Here is an 18407-nt window from a genome sequence, read left to right as displayed (position 1 = left end):
AAAGCAGGTGAAACGGCCACCTGCCTTGTTTGTGGTTAGTGGGGTGTTCTTACCTTGTATTCTGCCTTGTCCAGAGAGTGTTTCTTCATTCTCAGATACAGTTTTTTGCGCGGGATCTGCAGGTAGCTCGAGACTTCGTTGATCCGGCCGGCAAACAGGTAAAGGGCATCCTCGATAACCTGCTTTTCGTAGCTGTCGACCAGATCATCGAGCGGACTGCTCATCTGCTCGAGCGGTTTGGTCCGCTCCTGGCCGGTAAGTTTGACAATGCCGATGGCGTAGAGCTCGGCGACATTTTTCAGCTCGAGCACATTGCCTGGCCATTCGTGGCGATTGAGCGTGTTGATGTACGCCTTGTCCACGGCCGGGACGGTTTTGTTGAGCTTTTGACAGCTTCGCTTCAGGAAATGGCGGAACAGTGGGGTGATATCACAGTTGCGCTGCTTCAGTGGCGGCAGGCTGAAGCGGACCTGGCTGAGGAAGTAGAACAGCTCAGGCAGCAGCTTGTCCTGCTCAACCTTCGCCTCCGGTGCCCCTTCAAGCACTGCCAGCACGCGGACTTCTTTTTTACCCTGGCGCTCTTGTTCAAGCAGGAAGCGACATAGCCATTGCTGGGTTTCTATTGGCATATCTTGCGGGTTGCTCAGGCACAGACTGCCGCCGCGGGCCGAGATCATGCTGCGCTGCAGATCTGCAGTACAGCTGATCGCCTGGCCGATAGCATTGGCATAAGGTTGATCGCGTAGTTCACTTTCCTGGTGTAGTAGCTTGGCAATGGTGTGGCGCCCTGTTCCGTTCTCGCCCTCAATGAGAACGTCTTTGGTGGTGAGGGCGGTTTGGGCGATCTGTTCGCGGATTTTAATGATCAGCGGACTTTCACCCAGCAATACCTCCGATGCCGAGTAGCTAACATTGGTGCGCTGCTCGATTTTCTGTTTTCTTATTGGTAAGTGTTTTTCCAGCAGCGTGATGAGTTCGGCGGGCTGGAGAGGCTTTTGCAAGAAGTCCAGCGCGCCCTTCTTGACCGCGTCTACGGCCATTGGAATATCCCCGTGGCCGGTGATCATGATAACCGGTAACTCGGGATCCAGGTCTTTGACTTTATCCAGCAGCTCCATGCCACTGAGCCCCGGCATGTACATATCGGTCACGACAACGCCAGGCCAGTTTTTGTGCAGCATAGAGATTGCAGCAGTAGGATCGGTTAGGGCGTGCGCCTTATAGCCAGATACTTCAAGCAAATGTTGATAGGCATCAAGTACATCTTGGTCATCATCAATGATGACAACTTCGATATCATTATTCATTATCATAGCGGTTTAGCTCCAATACGACCATTGCACCACCTTGAAGGTTCGAGGCGAGAAAGATATCACCATCAAAGCGGGTCATAATTGAACGGCAGATACTTAGCCCGAGGCCAAGCCCGACGTCCTTTGTTGTGGTAAAAGGTGTAAATAGTTTTTCGATAATACCGGCTGCAAATCCACCTCCGCTGTCACTGACAGCGATACGGATAAGGTTGTCTTTGCTGTTCAGATCGCAAATAGTTATTTCGCGTCGCTCGCTTCCTGCGACAGCATCACAGCTGTTAACGAGCAGGTTGACCAGCACCTGCTCGAGCTGCACCTGATCGGCTAGGGCATTGAGCGGGCTGTTAAGCTGGCTGGAGATGGTGGTCTTTTGCACCTTGGCCCGACTTTCGACAATCAGCATGGCCTGGAGGAAAGAGGCTTGAATATCAACCGCTGTCAGCGAGCTGTTGGCCGACTGTTTCTTCGAAAAGCTGCGCAGAGTCGAGATGATCCGCCCCATGCGAGAAGTCAGGTTGTCGATTTTTTCCAGACTGGCTGGCAGCTGGGTGTAGTTTTCCTTGTTGATTGCCATTTTGGTTGCAAAGACATGGGTCGAGATGGCAGATAGAGGTTGGTTGAGCTCATGGGCCAGCGAGGTCATTGTCTGGCCGACGACGGCCATTTTGGCGGCCTGAATCAAATCATCCTGGGTCGCCCGCAGATCCGCCTCGACCCGTTTCCTATCTTCGACTTCGGCTTTCAACTGGCGGTTACGGTTGGTGAGGGACTGGGTTTTTTCCCGGACCATGTTTTCCAGCCAGCGGGCAGCGTTTTCCTGTTCGGTGATATCGGTCATCGTGACAATGACCTTGTCGTTGTTCCCCTGTTTGAACAGGCGAAAATCCAGCCGCAGATAGAGCTTGTTATCGCCGCTGTGGCTGTGCATCAGGGTCAGGTTACAGGCCCGGTTGCTGAGCAGCGGGCTGGTATTGGCAAACAGGGCCTGAAGCCGCTGCTGCATGTTATTGCTAAACAGGGTCCAGATTGTCTGTTTGACCGGTGATGCATCGTAGTTGAATAAGGCTTGCGCGCTGGGGTTGACGGATTCGACTACGCCGTCCAGGTTACAGGTGATAATACTGGCCTGGGTATTGTTGATCAGGTTCAGCGCATTGCTCTGCTGCATTTCCTGCATCTGGCGGCAGAAGTAGCGCAGGTTATCGCCCAGCATGCCGATTTCATCATTGCCGGTGACCTGGATATTGGCGTTGAGTCGGTTGTTGGCGACAGAGTACAAATCTTGCGACAGCAGGTTGAGTCGTTTGACGATACCGCGGCCGACAAGGTAGATAGAGAGGGTCACTGTCAGGAATATAGACAGCAGTACGACACCGAACAGCACGATGTTGCTGATCTTGATCGAGTGGTTTGTCTGTTCGTTGAGCTCTTTGAGGGAGGCATTCTCCTGTTCAACCATGGCCTGGATAAGCTCTTCCTGATATTCCAACCGCGTCTGGATCTGGCCTTCATACAGCCTGATGGCATTGTGCAGTTCGACATCAAGCCTTAACTGTTCTTCCAGTACGCCTTTCGGTTCGACGAGGGTGATCAGCTCCTGCAGCAGTTGTCGGTATGAGATAGTTGACGGGTAATGGCTCAGGTTCTGGCTCATTTTGCTGATTTCTTCGGTTTTGTAGCCGATAAAGTAAAAGGCGTTGCCGAGATCCCGGTTCTTGCGCTGCTGGATGATCTCCTGCACCAGCTGGTGCAGTTCATTTTCTTTGATAGTGATTGACTGGATAAACGAAAACTCCGCCATCACGTCGGTGATCGCCTCGGTATTGATCGCATTGGGCAGCATTCGGGTAACCTGCCACTCGACCTCCTGGCGAAGCGGTGTAAGCTCATCAACCAGATCCTGATGGAGCCATTTGATGGCATTTTCTGTCTGGGCCAGCGAGTACATGTGCGTATTGCGCCGGTATAGCAATCCGACATAGGCCGAAATATCCGTCAGTAGGGTTTCATGCTCGGCCTTGATTGCCGGGTAGAATTTCAAGTTCGCCGCTTCTTTGATAGCGGCCGATATCTGTTCTAGCTTGGTGGTGATATTTTGCTTGAGCTCGGCATGTAAAATCGGATCGGTATTATTGCTGAGCATATTGAGAGCAGCCTGAAGCCCAGCCGTATTTCTTTCCAGCTGGTAACTGACACGCAGGGTCGGCATGTTTTTCTCGATGATGGTATTAACCTGGGTATTCAGGTTTTCCCAGTTAACAACGGCAATCAGGCTGACACTGATGGTCAGCAGGGCCATAAAGCCGATGGAGGCGACCAGGCGATTGCCAATGGTATTTCTGAGCAACATCACTGCACCTCTTTGATAGCAGCGAGGAGCTGCTCGGAGATGAGAATCGATTCCTCCAACTGTTTGCTCATCACCCGACGCCAGCGCTTGACGCTCTTGGCGGTATGCACATCTGTCTGAGAATGGATCAGGGCTTGGTTATAGACGGTGCTGTTGGCCTGCGCCTGGGTAACGGGTGGCGTTGATGCCAGCGCGATGGCGTGCTGATATTGCTGTTGCTGCGCACCGGTTAGCGATGGTTGCCGGGCTAGCTGGTGAATGTGGCGCCATGCCTGGTTGAGCAAATCCAGCTGATGGTTGATGATTTGGTCAAACAACAGCTTGATTAAGATGGTACGACGCTGCATCTGCTCATAATCAATCTGCAGCACGGTAAAAGGCTGGCTGGGCTTTTGGTGCAGGCCATACTTGTTCAGAGAGCTGGTCGACAGACTTTGCTGCACGTTGTCAGATAGCAGGAAACTGATGAAATCCAAACTGTGGCTGGCCTGGTGGCGGTTTTTGACCGCCGCGATATAGCTAGGTAGTCGTGGGCTTTGTTCCTGGTAGTGAAACCCGATAAACGGGAACTGTTTTTGATCTTCAAAGGCAAAGCTGTCAATAACAGGGCCTACGCCGGTTAGTCCGCGAGATATGGCATCGCTGACGCCAAAACTGCGTGCCGAGACGGAAGCAAGGTTGCCGCCAATTTGGAGTAGCAATTTCCAGCCGTCTGTCCAGCCGTACTGTTGCAAGATGTTTTCGACCATTAGATGCGTAGTGCCGGATCGGCCGGGGCTGCTCATAATCAGGTGCCGGAAATATTGTGGTTCGGCCAGGCTCTCCCAGGTCTGGGGAATATCGAGCCGGTGCTTGATCAGGTAATCCTTATTCCACATTAGCCCGTAACCTGAATAGCCGAAAACCGCGATAGAGGAGGCCGAATCCGACAGGAAGGGTTGCCTGTCGTTATCTAGGTTCTGGCTAAGCGAGTCCAGGGGTAGCAGCCGGTTGTTCTCTATGAGCGGCATGAACAGCGTTGGAGACGATGAAATCACAATGTCGATATCATGATCATTCTTGCTCAGTAGACGGAGGCCTGATTCTTCCCGTCGGTGAAGGACTTTTATGACTGCATCCGGATACTGTTGCTGAAACTGCTGGGTGATTGGGGTGATCGATGATTCGGTAAAAGTCGTCAGAATAATCAATTGTTTCGTAGGGGCAGCAATACAGGCTGATGAAAAAGATAGCATTAATATAATAAGTCGAATCATGATCTTTACTATTTACCTTGTATTGAGAGCCCCTGTATACAAGGTTACTTCGCAGGATTGTAGTGAATTAAACGAGGCGATGAATGATTTTCTAAGATGCTATCGATTTTATAGTTATATAGGTTAACTTTCGGTCGATAGTGACTCATCTTGATGTCAGGATTTGTTGGATGTCACATTTTATTGCTGTTATGGCAAGAGGACAAGCGGTGTTAGTGTGAGTACAGAGTGAACGTTGCTGGCTGATGAATAGAAAGTCGGAGTTAGGTAATAGTTATGGTTAAAATTAAATTGAATCCGGCTTGGGATATAAAAAAGCCGGAGTGTTCCCCGGCTTAGTCATCCCTAACGTTAGCGATTAGGCATTTTGAATCTGTTGGATTTCTGTCGCCGACAGGTGGTATTGGCGTGGGCAGTTACGCCATGTCTGAAGCATGCGGTGGTATTTTTCCAGCATCGGCACCTGGCTGTTGAACATGTGCTCAGACTTGTCAAATTGTGGGTACAGGCCTTCTTCGTCGGTCAGGAAACGAACGTAATGGACAAGTTGAGATTCTGTTGCTGCATCAAAGCCCAGGAATTGCAGGCGGCGTTGATCAACCTGGTTCTGGTTGTCCTCGCTGAGCATTTTGAATGATTCCTGCATCGCGTGATACATTTCCATAAAGTCAATTACGTTACGGCAGTCTTCTTCTTCCAGGCAGCCGAAGTCTTTATCCAGCTCACGCATCTGCAGACCATAGCCGCGCTCGACGATCGTTTGCAGGCGACGGTACTTTGCCGCGTTCTCCGGGTTCATTTTCGACATCAGGTAATACTGGTTAGATAGAATAAGACGTTGTGCGTTGGTCATTTCCATAATGGTTGGCCTTTAATATTGTATTGAGCTGGCATTGAGATTATCAGGTTGAAGGCAAAAAAAATTGATCTGACTCCGTCTTGCCAATGATTTTTTGTTAAATAAAATTGACTGGCTAAAGCTTGTGCAATCAGGCTTGAGGTCGATATTTAACAATTTTTTATCCCTGTTTTTTACAAGGTTATAGATGGGCTATCCTGTTGATATAACTTTAGCTTATTTGGCATAGAAGGTAGTGCAAGGATGACGATGCTACAGTGGATTGGCTATCTGGTTTGGCTGCTGATTTTGGTGGTGAGTTTTCCTCGGGAATTCTGGCCTAAGTTTCGAGCGGAGAAAGATTATCAGCACCTGGTGCTGGCAACGATTGTGATCCTGTTCTTGCTATGGAGTTTGAGGGCTGGGATAGCTGAAGGGCTGCAAGTGCACTTTCTCGCTTTAACGGTATTGGTATTGTCGCATGGTTGGCAAATTGCCGGACTGATAGGTTCTGTTGTGACTATATTGCTGGTCGCCGTGGGAGTGGTGGAGTGGCCCGTTGCCGGCTTATATGCGTTAACCGGAGTGTTGCTGCCTGCCATATTCAGTTACGGTGTCTTTCTATTTAGCTACCGCTATATGGCAAGGCATATGTTTATTTATATCTTTGTTGCTGCCTTCTTCAATGGTGCATTGACCATGGTTGCTCATTTACTGTTGACCAGCGGCTGGATGTATTTCGATTATGGTTATTCGTGGGACTATATCGTCGATAATTATTTGGTGCTGCTTCCGTTGCTGCTGTTCCCCGAAGCTTTGATAAACGGTATGGCTATTACCCTATTGGTTGTCTACAAGCCGGAATGGGTGAGAACCTTTGCTGATCGTGACTATATTTACCCCTCCAATAAGAAAGATAAATAAGTTGTATGGAATAAAAAACGCCAGACGATGTGCTGGCGTTCTTTTTACATTTAACCGTTTAGTTTGATAACCGGTGAGCGGCTTAGCTCAATCCGACGATATTCCCGTCTTCATCAATGTCCAATGCCATGTAGGCTGGTTTTTCAGGCAGCCCCGGCATCGTCATTACATTGCCGCACAGTGCATAGACAAAACCGGCTCCGGCACATAAGCGCAGTTCGCGGATCGGAACAATGAAATCTGATGGTGCGCCTTTCTGGCTCGGGTCATGGGTGATCGAGAGCGGCGTTTTGGCCATACAGACCGCGAGGTTGTCGTGTCCTTGCCGCTTCAGTTCGGCCAGCTGCTGTTTGGCCAGCGGTGACAGTTCGACACCACGGCCGCCATAGCCGACCTCGGCAACGGTCATTAGCTTTTCTTCCAGGGTTTGATCCAGCGAATACAGCGGTTTGAACTGTGCCGGCGTCTGGCAGGCGCTGACAACAGCTTGTGCCAGCTCGGTGGCGCCTTCTCCACCTTTGCCAAAGGCTTCGCTGATCGCGACATCGACATAGCAACCAAAGTCTTCCTCGCGGATCCAGGTCTTGAGCAAGTTAAGCTCGGCATCGGTGTCCTGCGGGAAGCGGTTAATTGCCACCACCACCGGAATGCCGTATTTCGCTGCATTGCGAATATGCCATTTCAGGTTATCGAAGCCCCCCAGCAGGGCTTTTTCATCCGGGGCGAAAATCGCCTCTGGCAGGGCTTGGCCCGGTCGTAAATCGTAACAGCCGGAGTTGGCTTTCAGGCCTCGTAAGGTGGCGACGACAACCGCACAGTCAGGACCGCGTTCTGCTTGCTGAGCTTTGATGTTACAGGCTTTCTCAAAGCCCATATCCGAGCCGAAGCCACCTTCGGTGATGGTGTAATCACTGAGTTTTAACGCAATGCGATCGGCAATGATCGACGAGTTGCCGTGGGCGATGTTGGCAAACGGCCCGGCATGGATTAGCGTGGGAACACCTTCCAATGTCTGCATCAGGGTCGGTTCGATAGCCTCGCACATGGTCACGGCCATTGCGCCTGCAACCTGGAGATCTTCGGCCGTTACCGGCTGGCCGTCGATGTTGTAGGCCAATACCAGTCGACCAAGACGCTGGCGCATATCGGCAAGATCTTTGGACAGGGCCAAAATGGCCATCAGCTCGGAAGCAGCAGAAATATCGAAGCCGTCGTTACGGGCGATCCCGTTGATAGTTTTGCCCGGCTCGTTGTTGCCGACAGTGATCATCCGCAGGGCACGATCGTTATGGTCCATCACCCGCTTCCAGCAGATGCGATCGATATCGATTCTAAGCGGTGTCAGGCCGGTCTTTTCGGCAAATGCTTCGTAGCCGTGGCGCTCTTCGTGGTATAGACGGGCGTCCAGTGCGGCGGCAGCCAGGTTATGGGCGGCTGTAACGGCGTGGATGTCACCGGTGAGGTGCAGGTTGAGTTTTTCCATCGGGGCCACCTGACTGTAGCCGCCGCCGGCAGCGCCGCCCTTGACGCCAAATACCGGTCCCATCGAGGGTTGGCGAATACAGGCCATAACGCGCTGGTTTATTTTGGCCAGACCCTGTGCCAGGCCGATGGTGGTGACGGTCTTGCCTTCGCCCAGCGGGGTCGGGGTGATGGCGGTAACCAGTACAAGTTTGCCTTCTTTGTTGTTGTTCAGGCGTTTAAGGATCGAGGGTTTTACTTTTGCTTTTAGCGTACCCTGTGGGGTTAGATCATCCGGCAAAATGCCAGCGTGTTGAGCGATGTGATCAATTGGAGTGAGTGTTGTTTCACGGCAAATTTGAATATCACTTTTCATTGGGGCCATAACCTCGCATCGGTAGCAATAAAGATATACTGCATAGAGCTGCATTCGCAGGTCGCGCAATCGTTTGCGTTTGGTTTATATCATAATTTTATCACGTGTATGTAGAAAAAATCCGATATAAGTGTGGTTAATTTGCTGTAGATCAGAGGTGCAATAATGGCTTGGGCGAATGTGAGGTGGCTGGTTATGTTTGCTGGTAATAATAACCTGCCGACCATGTCGGCAGGTTATTATTGGATTATGCTATTTCGGCTTTCTTCTGGTCATCCTTGATTCCAGCAACAGAAACCAGGTTGCCGTAGACCGGACGAACGGCCTTGATAATGTCGTTTCGGCTGATGATACCGACAAGCTGATCGTCCTTGACGACCGGGTAGCTGTGTGGACGGTTAACGACCATTGTGCGGGCACGTTCATTTAGAGACAAGGTGGTTAGCTGGGTAGCAATGCCGCCGCTGCTGACTGGGTATAGGATATTTTTGTCGATACACATGTACTCAGCCACTTCCAGAATTGAGTTGTCAGGGCTGACAGTCTGGATCTCGTGGCGCATCAGGTCCTGAACTTTGTCTTCGGCTTCCGGCATGTAGTCATTGCACCATAGATCAACCAAGGTGTCGTGAGTAGAAAAGAAGCCAACCAGGCGTTGATCGCTGGAAAGCACCGGTGCACCGGACAGGCCCTCTTTGATCAGGATATCGAGTGCTTCTGCGACAGGCATGCCTGGTAGAAGGGTCGTGGTAGCCGGACGCATATGGTCGTTTACAAGTAGGTTTTCCTGAAGCATGGTGTTGTCCTTAGTTAAAGCGGTCGTATTTGAGAAGTCGGGTTTAATAATGGTTGCTGTGGCATGGTGCTCTTTCGGCGAACTGAAGATTGCCCAGTAGCTCAGGCCGACCAGTACCCCGCCGCCAACGATATTGCCCAGCGTGACGGGAATAAGATTGGCAAAAATAAAGTTATGGATGTTCAGATCGGCATACTGCTCTGGTGATACACCCAGACCAACCCAGAACGATTCCGGTGCGATGTTCTGGATGGTGATACCCAGCGGTACCATAAACATGTTGGCGACACTGTGCTCAAAGCCGGTACTGACGAACATAGCCACGGGCAGTACCATCATCGCCATCTTGGTCATCATGTTGTTTGAACAAAATGTCATCCAAATTGCCAAACAAACCAGTAAGTTACATAGAATCCCCAGAGCAAAGGCTTCCATCGGCTGATGGTGCAGCTTGTGCTGGGCGATGTTGAGGGCATTGAGTCCCCACTGGCCGCCGTCAAGCTGATACAGGCTTGCCATCGACACCAGTGCCAGCAGCATCATCGCGCCGAGGAAGTTGCCGAAGTAAACTTTCAGCCAAGTAGTGAGCATCTTGCCTGAGGTGATGTGTTTGTTGGCTCGGGCGATAGAGGACAGCACGGTACTGGTAAAGAGTTCACCACCGCAAATCACGACGAGGATCAGTCCGAGGCTAAACGCCAGGCCACCAAATAAGCGGTTGATCCCCCAGCTCATATTGCTGCCACCAGTGGTGACGGTGATGTAAAAGACAAACGCCAGCCCGATAAATACGCCCGCCGTAATTGCCAGTGCGATGGTGGTACGGGTTGGCTTGGATGCCTTGCCGACCGCGTATTTTTCTGCTTGCTTCATCATCTCTTTGGGAGTGAAGTTACTGTTGTTGGATGCCATTGCCGTGGCCATTTCAAGCGTCTCCTGCGTGTAGTCCGGTATGCTGGCCGGTTGTTGTGATTACATAGGGGGTGGATAACGTCACATTTCCTCCTGTCGTGACTGGTAACTGGTATTCAGCATACGGTTGGAAAAATAGTTGAGTAAAATTGATAATTTTTTTAACCATAATCACTAAAGTTGATATTCTTGGCGACGGAAAACCAATTGTATTTATCGGGGAGAGTTTTAATGCGTTATTCACTGAAGCAACTTTCGGTGTTTGAGGAGGTGGCGAGCACGCGCAGTGTCAGCAAAGCCGCGGAAAACCTGGCTTTGACGCAGTCTGCAGCGAGCATGGCGTTGTCCCAGCTCGAGAAGTTACTGGGGCGGCCGTTGTTTGAGCGGCAGGGGAAGCAAATGGCATTGACCTACTGGGGGGCATGGCTTCGTCCTAGGGCAAAGCAGCTATTGTTTGATGCCCAGCAGATAGAACTGGGATTTTATGATCAGCACCTTGTCAGTGGCGAAATCAGCCTGGCAGCCAGTCAGACGGCGGCTGAACACCTTTTGCCAGAGCTTATCAGTATTATTGATAAAGATTTTCCAGAGTTACGCATCCAGCTTGTCGTGAAGAATGCCCAGAAAGTCATTGATAGAGTGAGAAACTATGAGTGTGAGCTGGGGATCATCGAGGGACGTTGTGATGACAGCCGGCTGGATCAGGAAGTATGGTGCCACGACCACCTGGTGATTATTGCTTCCAAACATCACCCTTACGCCAAGCTTGATACGGTGAGCTTTGCTCAGCTAGAGCAGGCAAAGTGGGTCCTTCGCGAACAGGGGGCCGGTACTCGGCAAAGTTTTGAAAGCGCGTTGCACGGGGTGATTGAAGATTTGGATGTCTGGCGGGAGTATGAACAGATCCCCGTTCTTCGTGCACTGGTTACCAACGGTCCTTACCTTAGCTGTTTACCCTATCTGGACGTGGTGAAGTATATCGATCGTGGTGAGCTGGTGGCCTTGAATGTTCCTGAGCTGAATATGAAGCGAACGCTATCTTTTATCTGGCGTGCCGATGCGATAGAGAACCCGCTTCGAGACTGTATTCGCCGTGAAGCCATCCGGATGATAAAAGACCGAAAAATGGAGATGTAGATTATATAAGTAAATTTGATGGGGCTGAGAAGTTAAAGTTATAGGTGTTTGTGCGCATATCATTTTTCTGATTGATTAAAGCTAGTGCGATTATTGGTTTTAATTTGGCATTATTGCTGATCTTTTCGGCTAATTACTACAGTTTCGCCGTTGTGATGCCTCAACATCAGCATTCGCGGTTAAGGATCTTGTTAGTTTTCATATCAATATTTATGATTCTTGTGGGCAGTATTTGTTATATGCTATTTGGCGCTTATGTTGATATTGAAGAAAAAGAGTTCTATTGCATTTGTTTTCATCCTTATGATCTATAAGCAAAAAATTGATATCCCAGAGATGTTTCTCAATTGACTCTCAATGGGGGGTGACAAGATCAGGCTAGATATTGCATGAGTTCCTCGTGGCTTTATCATATTCACTCTCTCATAAGGCTTGTCATTAGTCTTTCTGATGACAGGCATACTCACTTGAACAATGGCAATTTGAGACAGAGCAAGCCAAACCGCCTTCTTGGTACGGCTGTAAAAAGAGGTTGCTCCCAAAGCCGGAAAAAAAGTGAGATACATCTATTTGATTTCATTTAGCGCATCAATAACTGGTTAATTCTTGAGCGATCGATCTCTGGACAAGGTGGTGATTATCTTTACAATCCGGCCTTAGTTGATATTGCTAGGGACGATAAAATGATCATCAAAGGAAAGCCGGTAAGGGATATGTCCCTTAAGCTTAATACCTTGTTTCGCGGATTAGGCTGTCTGCTGCTTCTGCTTTTTTTAGTTAATTTACATTCACTTACAGATACTCTTTCCAATTCGGCCCTGTCGCTTCAAAAGCTAACGACGGCGATGGGGCCAGGTAGCAAAGCCTCGGTTGTGGCAGAGGCGGCAGAGCCTGCTGTAGCAGAAACAGCGCTGGCTGATAAAGCACCGATCGAAGAGAAAGCCACAACTTTCGAAGACGAGGTGGTCGAGCTGAGAGAGGCCGCGCTGGTACGCTTTGCCAACAAGTTTAATTTTCCTAACTCGGTTGAGTTTTATAGTCTGGCCAGCAGTGAAAACTGGATGTTTAGCCCGGTGACAGTAAAGAATAAAGACAACGTCCTTAATTTAACGACATGCGGCTATTATGCGGCCAAAAATGCCATGGGCCTTGCCCGTGAGCGAGAGCCATTCATCATTGACCTGGTTTACGACTTTTTAAACCAGAGATATAGCGTTCATGGGTATTTCAAGGATGACAGAGCTAACTACCATCAATTTAACGGAACCAAAAAGCCGGTTGAGCTGAGCCGCAACCGCTTCAAAAATAAGTGGGATGTTGCCTGTAAGCCGTTAAATGTCGAGAAGTTTGACGATATTCTTTCGGTAGCCACTCTTGGGCGCTTCGAGCCTGACGCAGAAATGGCATTTAAGCGGCAGCTAAATGCGTTTGGCGCTAATGTAAAAAGCGAAATCGAAACTTGTATTACAGATGAAACGCTTATTGCTTCAGTACCTAAGCTTGCGACACGTAAGGATCTCTGCCTGGCCAATGCACAATGTACGATTTTAGATGGCGGTGTCGGCGGTAAATGTGACGTTGTGAAGAAGGCATGTTCAAGTGATGCGGCATCACAGCTTTGCCAGACAACTGGCGAGGCTATCACGAGCAAGACAACCGATAACGACCAAGCTGCCAGTTAGCCTGTGACTCGTGTAATCAATAATAGGGGGATATCGTTGCAAGATATTGATTTTAATGCAGGAGCAAAGTAGGGCATTTTGCTCCTGCCATTTGACAAGGTAGGTCGCTGCGGATCAGTACATCACATTATGGCCGTAGCTGGCGATAATGCTTTTGACCTTTTCCATGACCTCTTTCGAGGGCGGCTTAACATCAGCTAGCTGATACTCAAAACCGAGGGCTTCCCATTTATGCTCGCCCAACTGGTGGTAAGGCAGCAGCTCGACCTTCTCAATGTTGTCCATCCCCTGAATAAACTCACCAAGCAGATGCGCTGAGCGTTCGTCATCGGTGAAGCCCGGTACGATAACGTAGCGGATCCAGGTTTTCTGGCCGCGCTGATGAAGATAGCGGGCAAAATCCAGCACACGCTTGTTCGGTACGCCGACCAAATTCTGGTGGATGCTGTCATCAAGCTGCTTGAGATCCAACATCACCAGATCAGTACTATCAAGTACTTCATCAACGACATCGGTATGCTTGCGAATATAGCCGTTGGTATCAAGGCAAGTATGAATCCCTTCAGCCTGAGCGGCGCGGAAGAAATCACGGACAAACTCAGGTTGCAGCATGGCTTCACCACCAGATGCAGTGATACCGCCTCCAGAGGCTTTCATGAAGTGACGGTACGAAAGGGCGTCTTTCATGATCTCGTCAACAGTGATTTCACGCCCGTCGTGGAGATCCCACGTATCACGGTTGTGGCAATACTGGCAACGCATTAAGCAGCCTTGCATAAATACGATAAAACGGATGCCGGGTCCATCCACGGTACCGCAGGATTCAAAAGAGTGAATTCGGCCTTTTACTGACATTGCTTTATTTCTCCGCATGGTGCGTGTTTACCTGTCATTTTATTACAAAATGACAGGCTAAAATAGCGAAAAAAGCGTTATACATGTAAGGGTAATACATTCCCTTCTTCCTCCACTTGTTCATTCCTTACCTTGCTGTTATGGCTTAGCCACTGATGTCAGCGTCACTGTTGTTTTGTTTCACAGTGATAACCATATTAATGCGAAAAATATGCATACCAACCACGAAATTGTTACATCTGTCGCTTGAAGTGCGGCGAAAATCCCAGCACTATACGCTCCAAAGTGCCTATGCGCTCTTTGCTTAATGAGCTCGTTTCATTTTGCTTAACAATTGATTGTTGCTGAAGGGGACCCAACCAAGGTATTCGGGGTGGGAAGGCGGAGGCAGAAAGAGGCTGCAGTCAGGCAAGATAATAATAAACAAGGAGATTTATGTTCAGTTTAAGCAACTTGACCGTCAGGAAGAAGTTAATCGCCTTTGTCGCTACTGCTATTGGCCTGCTCTTGTGTGTCAGCGTTTATAATACGCTGGAACAACGTCAGGCCGCGTATCAAGAACGAAAGACGTCGTTGCAAAGCCAGATCGAGCTGGCTATCAGCACGCTTGAATTTTATGCATCGCAGCAGGAGGTATTGGGGGCCGCGAAAGCGCAGCAGCAAGCCATTACGATGATAAATGCCCAGCGCTATGGCAAAGGGAATTATTTTTGGGTGACGACTCCTGATCTTGAAATTATTACCCACCCGCTCAAACCCAAGCTCAACGGAACCAATGCCCGCCAGCTTACCGATGCCGACGGTAAGTTTCACTGGCAAGAGATGGTAACGACCAGTGAGAAAAGCGGTGCCGGCTATCTCGATTATCGCTGGCGCTCTCCCGAGGGCGAAATCAAACCTAAGCTCTCGTTTGTACAACGTTTTCCTCAATGGAACTGGATTGTAGGCACTGGCGTCCATGTCAAAGATATCGAAGATGAGTTTATGCTGACTTCGATGAAAACGGGCATGATGGCTGCGGCTGCGATGCTGGTACTGCTTGCGGTTGGTTATTTTATCAGCCACAACATCTCCGATCCGCTTGAGGCGCTGGTGGGTAAGTTTGATGCCATTGCTGACGGTGATCTTAGGGTTGATTGCCACTCTGAACGTCGTGATGAAATTGGCAAGCTGGCGCGTCGTATGGATACCTCGATAAGTGCTATTCGCAATGCCCTCGAGGTTGCGGCCGCCTCCGCCCATCAGTCAACAGATATGGCCAGTGCTATTGCTTCTGCCAGCGAAGAGAGTGCTCAGAGTATCCAGTCGCAACATATGCAGTTAGAGCAGCTTGCCACGGCCATGAATGAAATGACGGCAACGGTTGCCGATGTAGCGCAAAATGCAGAGCAAACGGCCACCATGACCAAGGACATGTCCCATAAGGCAACAGCCAGCAGTGAACGGCTGGAGGATACTACCCAGAATATCCAGCAGGTCGCCAGCCAAATCGCTGAGGCCGACAAGCGGGTGGAGGAGCTTAAGCAGGGCGTCCTGCAGATCAGCGAGGTGGCCGAGGTGATCAAGGGAATTTCTGAACAGACTAACCTTCTGGCCCTGAATGCGGCGATTGAAGCGGCTCGTGCCGGTGAGCAGGGGCGGGGATTTGCCGTCGTGGCTGACGAAGTGCGTAACCTTGCTCAGCGTACACAGAAATCGACTGAGGAAATCCAGGTGACGGTTGACGGGCTGACGCGCGGAGCGCTGGAGGCGGCGACGGCGATGAAGGCGAGCCATAATAGCAGCCGGAACAGTGTCGAGAATGCTCAGAACAGTCAGCGCGAGCTGAAACATATGCTTAATGCATTGTATCAGTCCACGGATCGGGTAGCCCAGATTGCGGCAGCGGCAGATCAGCAGGGTACGGTGTCGGAAGACATCAACGGTAATGTCAGCAGTATTCATTTATCTGCGAATGAAGTGAATGCGGCTGCCCAGCATCTGGCGAGCCAGAGCCAGGCGCTGGCAGAAGCCTCGGAAGAGCTTGCTCACCAGCTACAGCATTTTAAGGTGTAGCTCGGTTATTGGAGTGTAATTTTTCGCAGATATAAAAAAACCGACCCTAAGGTCGGTTTTTATTACTTACCTGCTAGCGAACCAGCAGATGAGCTTTACTGTCTCTCAATTATAGAGATTCAGTGAAAGTACGCGCGATAACGTCTTTCTGCTGTTCAGCAGTCAGAGAGTTGAAACGCACAGCGTAGCCCGATACACGGATAGTTAGCTGTGGGTACTTCTCTGGGTGCTTAACTGCATCTTCAAGCGTTTCGCGGTTAAGAACGTTAACGTTCAGGTGCTGACCGCCTTCGATGCCAGCTTCATGGTGGAAGTAACCATCCATCAGGCCTGCAAGGTTAGCTTTCTGAGTATCAGCTTCTTTACCTAGCGCGTTAGGAACGATAGAGAAAGTGTAAGAGATACCATCTTTCGCATCAGCAAACGGCAGTTTACCAACAGAAGTCAGAGATGCTACCGCACCTTTTTCGTCACGACCGTGCATTGGGTTAGCACCCGGTGCGAAAGGAGCACCAGCTTTACGGCCGTCAGGTGTAGTACCAGTCTTCTTACCGTATACCACGTTAGATGTGATAGTCAGGATAGACTGAGTTGGGATTGCGTTACGGTAAGTGTTTAGCTTACGGATCTTGTTCATGAACGTTGTAACAAGTTCACAAGCGATGTCATCAACGCGTGCGTCGTTGTTACCGAACTTAGGATAGTCGCCTTCGATTTCGAAATCGATCGCGATACCGTCTTCGTCACGTACAGGTTTAACTGTTGCGTACTTGATTGCAGACAGTGAGTCAGCAGCAACAGACAGACCAGCAATACCACAAGCCATTGTACGAATAACATCACGGTCATGAAGAGCCATTAGTGATGCTTCGTAGCTGTACTTGTCGTGCATGAAGTGGATGCTGTTTAGTGCAGTCACGTACTGCTTAGCCAGCCAGTCCATGAAGTGATCCATGCGCTCCATTAGATCGTCATAGCTCAGCACTTCATCAGTGATCTTGTCCATCTTAGGACCAACCTGGATCTTCAGCTTCTCATCCACACCACCGTTGATGGTGTAAAGCATAGTTTTCGCCAGGTTAGCACGCGCGCCGAAGAACTGCATTTGCTTACCAACAACCATTGGCGATACACAACAAGCGATCGCGTAGTCATCAGAGTTCATGTCAGGACGCATCAGGTCGTCGTTTTCGTACTGGATAGAAGAAGTATCGATAGATACTTTCGCACAGAAACGCTTAAAGCCGTCAGGTAGCTGCTCAGACCAAAGTACAGTGATGTTTGGCTCTGGAGAAGGACCCATGGTGTATAGGCTGTTTAGGAAACGGAAGTTAGTACGTGTTACCAGCGTACGTCCGTCAAGGCTCATACCACCCATTGACTCTGTTGCCCAGATTGGGTCGCCAGAGAATAGCTCATCGTATTCAGGCGTACGTAGGAAACGAACCATACGTAGCTTCATTACGAAGTGGTCGATCATTTCCTGAGCTTGTTCTTCAGTGATCTTGCCAGCAGCGATATCACGCTCGATGAAGATATCCAGGAACGTAGAAGTACGACCCAGAGACATAGCAGCACCGTTCTGTGACTTAACAGCAGCTAGGTAGCCGAAGTATGTCCACTGGATTGCTTCTTGTGCAGTTGTTGCAGGTGCAGAGATGTCGTAGCCGTATTTCGCTGCCATTTCTTTGATCTGGCCCAGCGCACGGTGCTGCTCAGCGATTTCTTCGCGAAGCTGCATAGTCATCTGTAGGTCTTCGCCGTTCTCGAACTTCTCTTGCAGAGAAGAGAACTGAGCGAACTTGTCCTTCATTAGGAAGTCGATACCGTATAGTGCTACGCGACGGTAGTCACCGATGATACGACCACGGCCGTATGCATCTGGAAGACCAGTCAGAACACCAGACTTACGACATTTCATGATATCCGGCGTGTAGATATCGAAAACGCCCTGGTTGTGCGTCTTACGGTACTCAGAGTAAATCTTAGATACCATTGGATCTAGTTCACGACCGTATACCTTGCACGAACCCTCAACCATACGGATACCACCGTTAGGGATGATAGCGCGCTTAAGTGGAGCGTCAGTCTGAAGACCTACGATAGTCTCTAGATCTTTGTTGATGTAACCTGCGTCGTGAGCAGTGATGGTAGAGATAACAGAAGTATCGAAGTCAACAGGAGCGTGAGTGCTGTTTTCCTGTTTGATACCTTCCATAACCTGATCCCAAAGCTTGTTAGTCGCTTCAGTACCTTCAGATACTAGGAAAGACTCATCACCTTCATACGGTGCGTAGTTTTTCTGGATGAAGTCGCGAACGTTTACTTCGTTCTGCCATTCGCCTGCAGCGAACCCTTCCCAAGCTTTAGCAAATTGCTCTGCCATGACATACCTACCTTTTTAGTAGAAAAAACACGTACTGGTTTAATCGCCGTTGAGCTCATCACCACC

12 protein-coding genes are annotated in these 18407 nt (G+C 49.7%); 4 read left to right on the top strand and 8 right to left on the bottom strand.

The features are described from left to right. Positions 1 to 35 precede the first annotated feature (35 nt). The 4 genes from L4D19_RS27010 to L4D19_RS26995 form a co-directional block, all read right to left on the bottom strand. Positions 36 to 1313, bottom strand: a complete 1278-nt coding sequence (locus tag L4D19_RS27010; RefSeq protein ID WP_428454966.1) for a sigma-54-dependent transcriptional regulator — start codon at positions 1311 to 1313, stop codon at positions 36 to 38. Further along, entirely contained in the window at positions 1300 to 3663 is a 2364-nt protein-coding gene (locus L4D19_RS27005) for an ATP-binding protein (protein ID WP_428454965.1), read from the bottom strand. Before L4D19_RS27005 ends, L4D19_RS27010 begins: the two co-directional genes overlap by 14 nt. Continuing rightward, the gene (locus L4D19_RS27000) at positions 3663 to 4919 is read right to left on the bottom strand and encodes an ABC transporter substrate-binding protein (RefSeq protein ID WP_428454964.1); all 1257 of its coding nucleotides are present in this window, start codon (positions 4917 to 4919) and stop codon (positions 3663 to 3665) included. Before L4D19_RS27000 ends, L4D19_RS27005 begins: the two co-directional genes overlap by 1 nt. Before the next feature lie 358 nt (positions 4920 to 5277). Then, entirely contained in the window at positions 5278 to 5778 is a 501-nt protein-coding gene (locus L4D19_RS26995) for a YfbU family protein (protein ID WP_075763188.1), read from the bottom strand. Between the two features lie 249 nt (positions 5779 to 6027). Between L4D19_RS26995 and L4D19_RS26990 the strand changes: the two genes are divergently transcribed. Further along, the gene (locus L4D19_RS26990) at positions 6028 to 6681 is read left to right on the top strand and encodes an energy-coupling factor ABC transporter permease (protein WP_428454963.1); all 654 of its coding nucleotides are present in this window, start codon (positions 6028 to 6030) and stop codon (positions 6679 to 6681) included. Positions 6682 to 6763: 82 nt separating this feature from the next. Here the strand turns inward: L4D19_RS26990 and L4D19_RS26985 are convergent, their stop codons facing one another. Further along, positions 6764 to 8518, bottom strand: coding sequence for a formate--tetrahydrofolate ligase (locus tag L4D19_RS26985; protein WP_428454962.1), 1755 nt, complete (start codon positions 8516 to 8518; stop codon positions 6764 to 6766). 247 nt (positions 8519 to 8765) lie between these two features. Continuing rightward, positions 8766 to 10238, bottom strand: a complete 1473-nt coding sequence (gene focA, locus L4D19_RS26980; RefSeq protein ID WP_428454961.1) for a formate transporter FocA — start codon at positions 10236 to 10238, stop codon at positions 8766 to 8768. A 219-nt stretch (positions 10239 to 10457) separates the two neighbouring features. Between focA and L4D19_RS26975 the strand changes: the two genes are divergently transcribed. After that, positions 10458 to 11363, top strand: coding sequence for a LysR substrate-binding domain-containing protein (locus tag L4D19_RS26975; protein ID WP_075763185.1), 906 nt, complete (start codon positions 10458 to 10460; stop codon positions 11361 to 11363). 683 nt (positions 11364 to 12046) lie between these two features. After that, entirely contained in the window at positions 12047 to 13045 is a 999-nt protein-coding gene (locus tag L4D19_RS26970) for a hypothetical protein (RefSeq protein WP_428454960.1), read from the top strand. Positions 13046 to 13159: 114 nt separating this feature from the next. Here the strand turns inward: L4D19_RS26970 and pflA are convergent, their stop codons facing one another. Beyond that, positions 13160 to 13900, bottom strand: a complete 741-nt coding sequence (gene pflA, locus L4D19_RS26965) for a pyruvate formate lyase 1-activating protein (RefSeq protein ID WP_428454991.1) — start codon at positions 13898 to 13900, stop codon at positions 13160 to 13162. A 435-nt stretch (positions 13901 to 14335) separates the two neighbouring features. Between pflA and L4D19_RS26960 the strand changes: the two genes are divergently transcribed. Further along, positions 14336 to 15955 (top strand): methyl-accepting chemotaxis protein, encoded by a 1620-nt coding sequence (locus L4D19_RS26960; RefSeq protein WP_428454959.1) that lies wholly within the window; start codon positions 14336 to 14338, stop codon positions 15953 to 15955. 109 nt (positions 15956 to 16064) lie between these two features. Here the strand turns inward: L4D19_RS26960 and pflB are convergent, their stop codons facing one another. Next, positions 16065 to 18341, bottom strand: coding sequence for a formate C-acetyltransferase (pflB, locus tag L4D19_RS26955; RefSeq protein ID WP_428454958.1), 2277 nt, complete (start codon positions 18339 to 18341; stop codon positions 16065 to 16067). Positions 18342 to 18407 lie beyond the last annotated feature (66 nt).

The sequence above is a fragment of the Photobacterium kasasachensis genome, from assembly GCF_050336885.1.
In the GTDB taxonomy this organism is placed as follows: domain Bacteria; phylum Pseudomonadota; class Gammaproteobacteria; order Enterobacterales; family Vibrionaceae; genus Photobacterium; species Photobacterium kasasachensis.
Note: the sequence above shows the minus strand (reverse complement) of the source record. Positions and strands in the feature narration are given on the sequence as shown.

Excerpts from the sequence above, each read along its gene's own strand:
- L4D19_RS27010 (WP_428454966.1), bottom strand. The coding sequence starts at position 1,313 with ATGATAATGAATAATGATATCGAAGTTGTCATCATTGATGATGACCAA.
- L4D19_RS27005 (WP_428454965.1), bottom strand. The coding sequence starts at position 3,663 with ATGTTGCTCAGAAATACCATTGGCAATCGCCTGGTCGCCTCCATCGGC.
- L4D19_RS27000 (WP_428454964.1), bottom strand. The coding sequence starts at position 4,919 with ATGATTCGACTTATTATATTAATGCTATCTTTTTCATCAGCCTGTATT.
- L4D19_RS26995 (WP_075763188.1), bottom strand. The coding sequence starts at position 5,778 with ATGGAAATGACCAACGCACAACGTCTTATTCTATCTAACCAGTATTAC.
- L4D19_RS26990 (WP_428454963.1), top strand. The coding sequence starts at position 6,028 with ATGCTACAGTGGATTGGCTATCTGGTTTGGCTGCTGATTTTGGTGGTG.
- L4D19_RS26985 (WP_428454962.1), bottom strand. The coding sequence starts at position 8,518 with ATGAAAAGTGATATTCAAATTTGCCGTGAAACAACACTCACTCCAATT.
- focA (WP_428454961.1), bottom strand. The coding sequence starts at position 10,238 with ATGGCCACGGCAATGGCATCCAACAACAGTAACTTCACTCCCAAAGAG.
- L4D19_RS26975 (WP_075763185.1), top strand. The coding sequence starts at position 10,458 with ATGCGTTATTCACTGAAGCAACTTTCGGTGTTTGAGGAGGTGGCGAGC.
- L4D19_RS26970 (WP_428454960.1), top strand. The coding sequence starts at position 12,047 with ATGATCATCAAAGGAAAGCCGGTAAGGGATATGTCCCTTAAGCTTAAT.
- pflA (WP_428454991.1), bottom strand. The coding sequence starts at position 13,900 with ATGTCAGTAAAAGGCCGAATTCACTCTTTTGAATCCTGCGGTACCGTG.
- L4D19_RS26960 (WP_428454959.1), top strand. The coding sequence starts at position 14,336 with ATGTTCAGTTTAAGCAACTTGACCGTCAGGAAGAAGTTAATCGCCTTT.
- pflB (WP_428454958.1), bottom strand. The coding sequence starts at position 18,341 with ATGGCAGAGCAATTTGCTAAAGCTTGGGAAGGGTTCGCTGCAGGCGAA.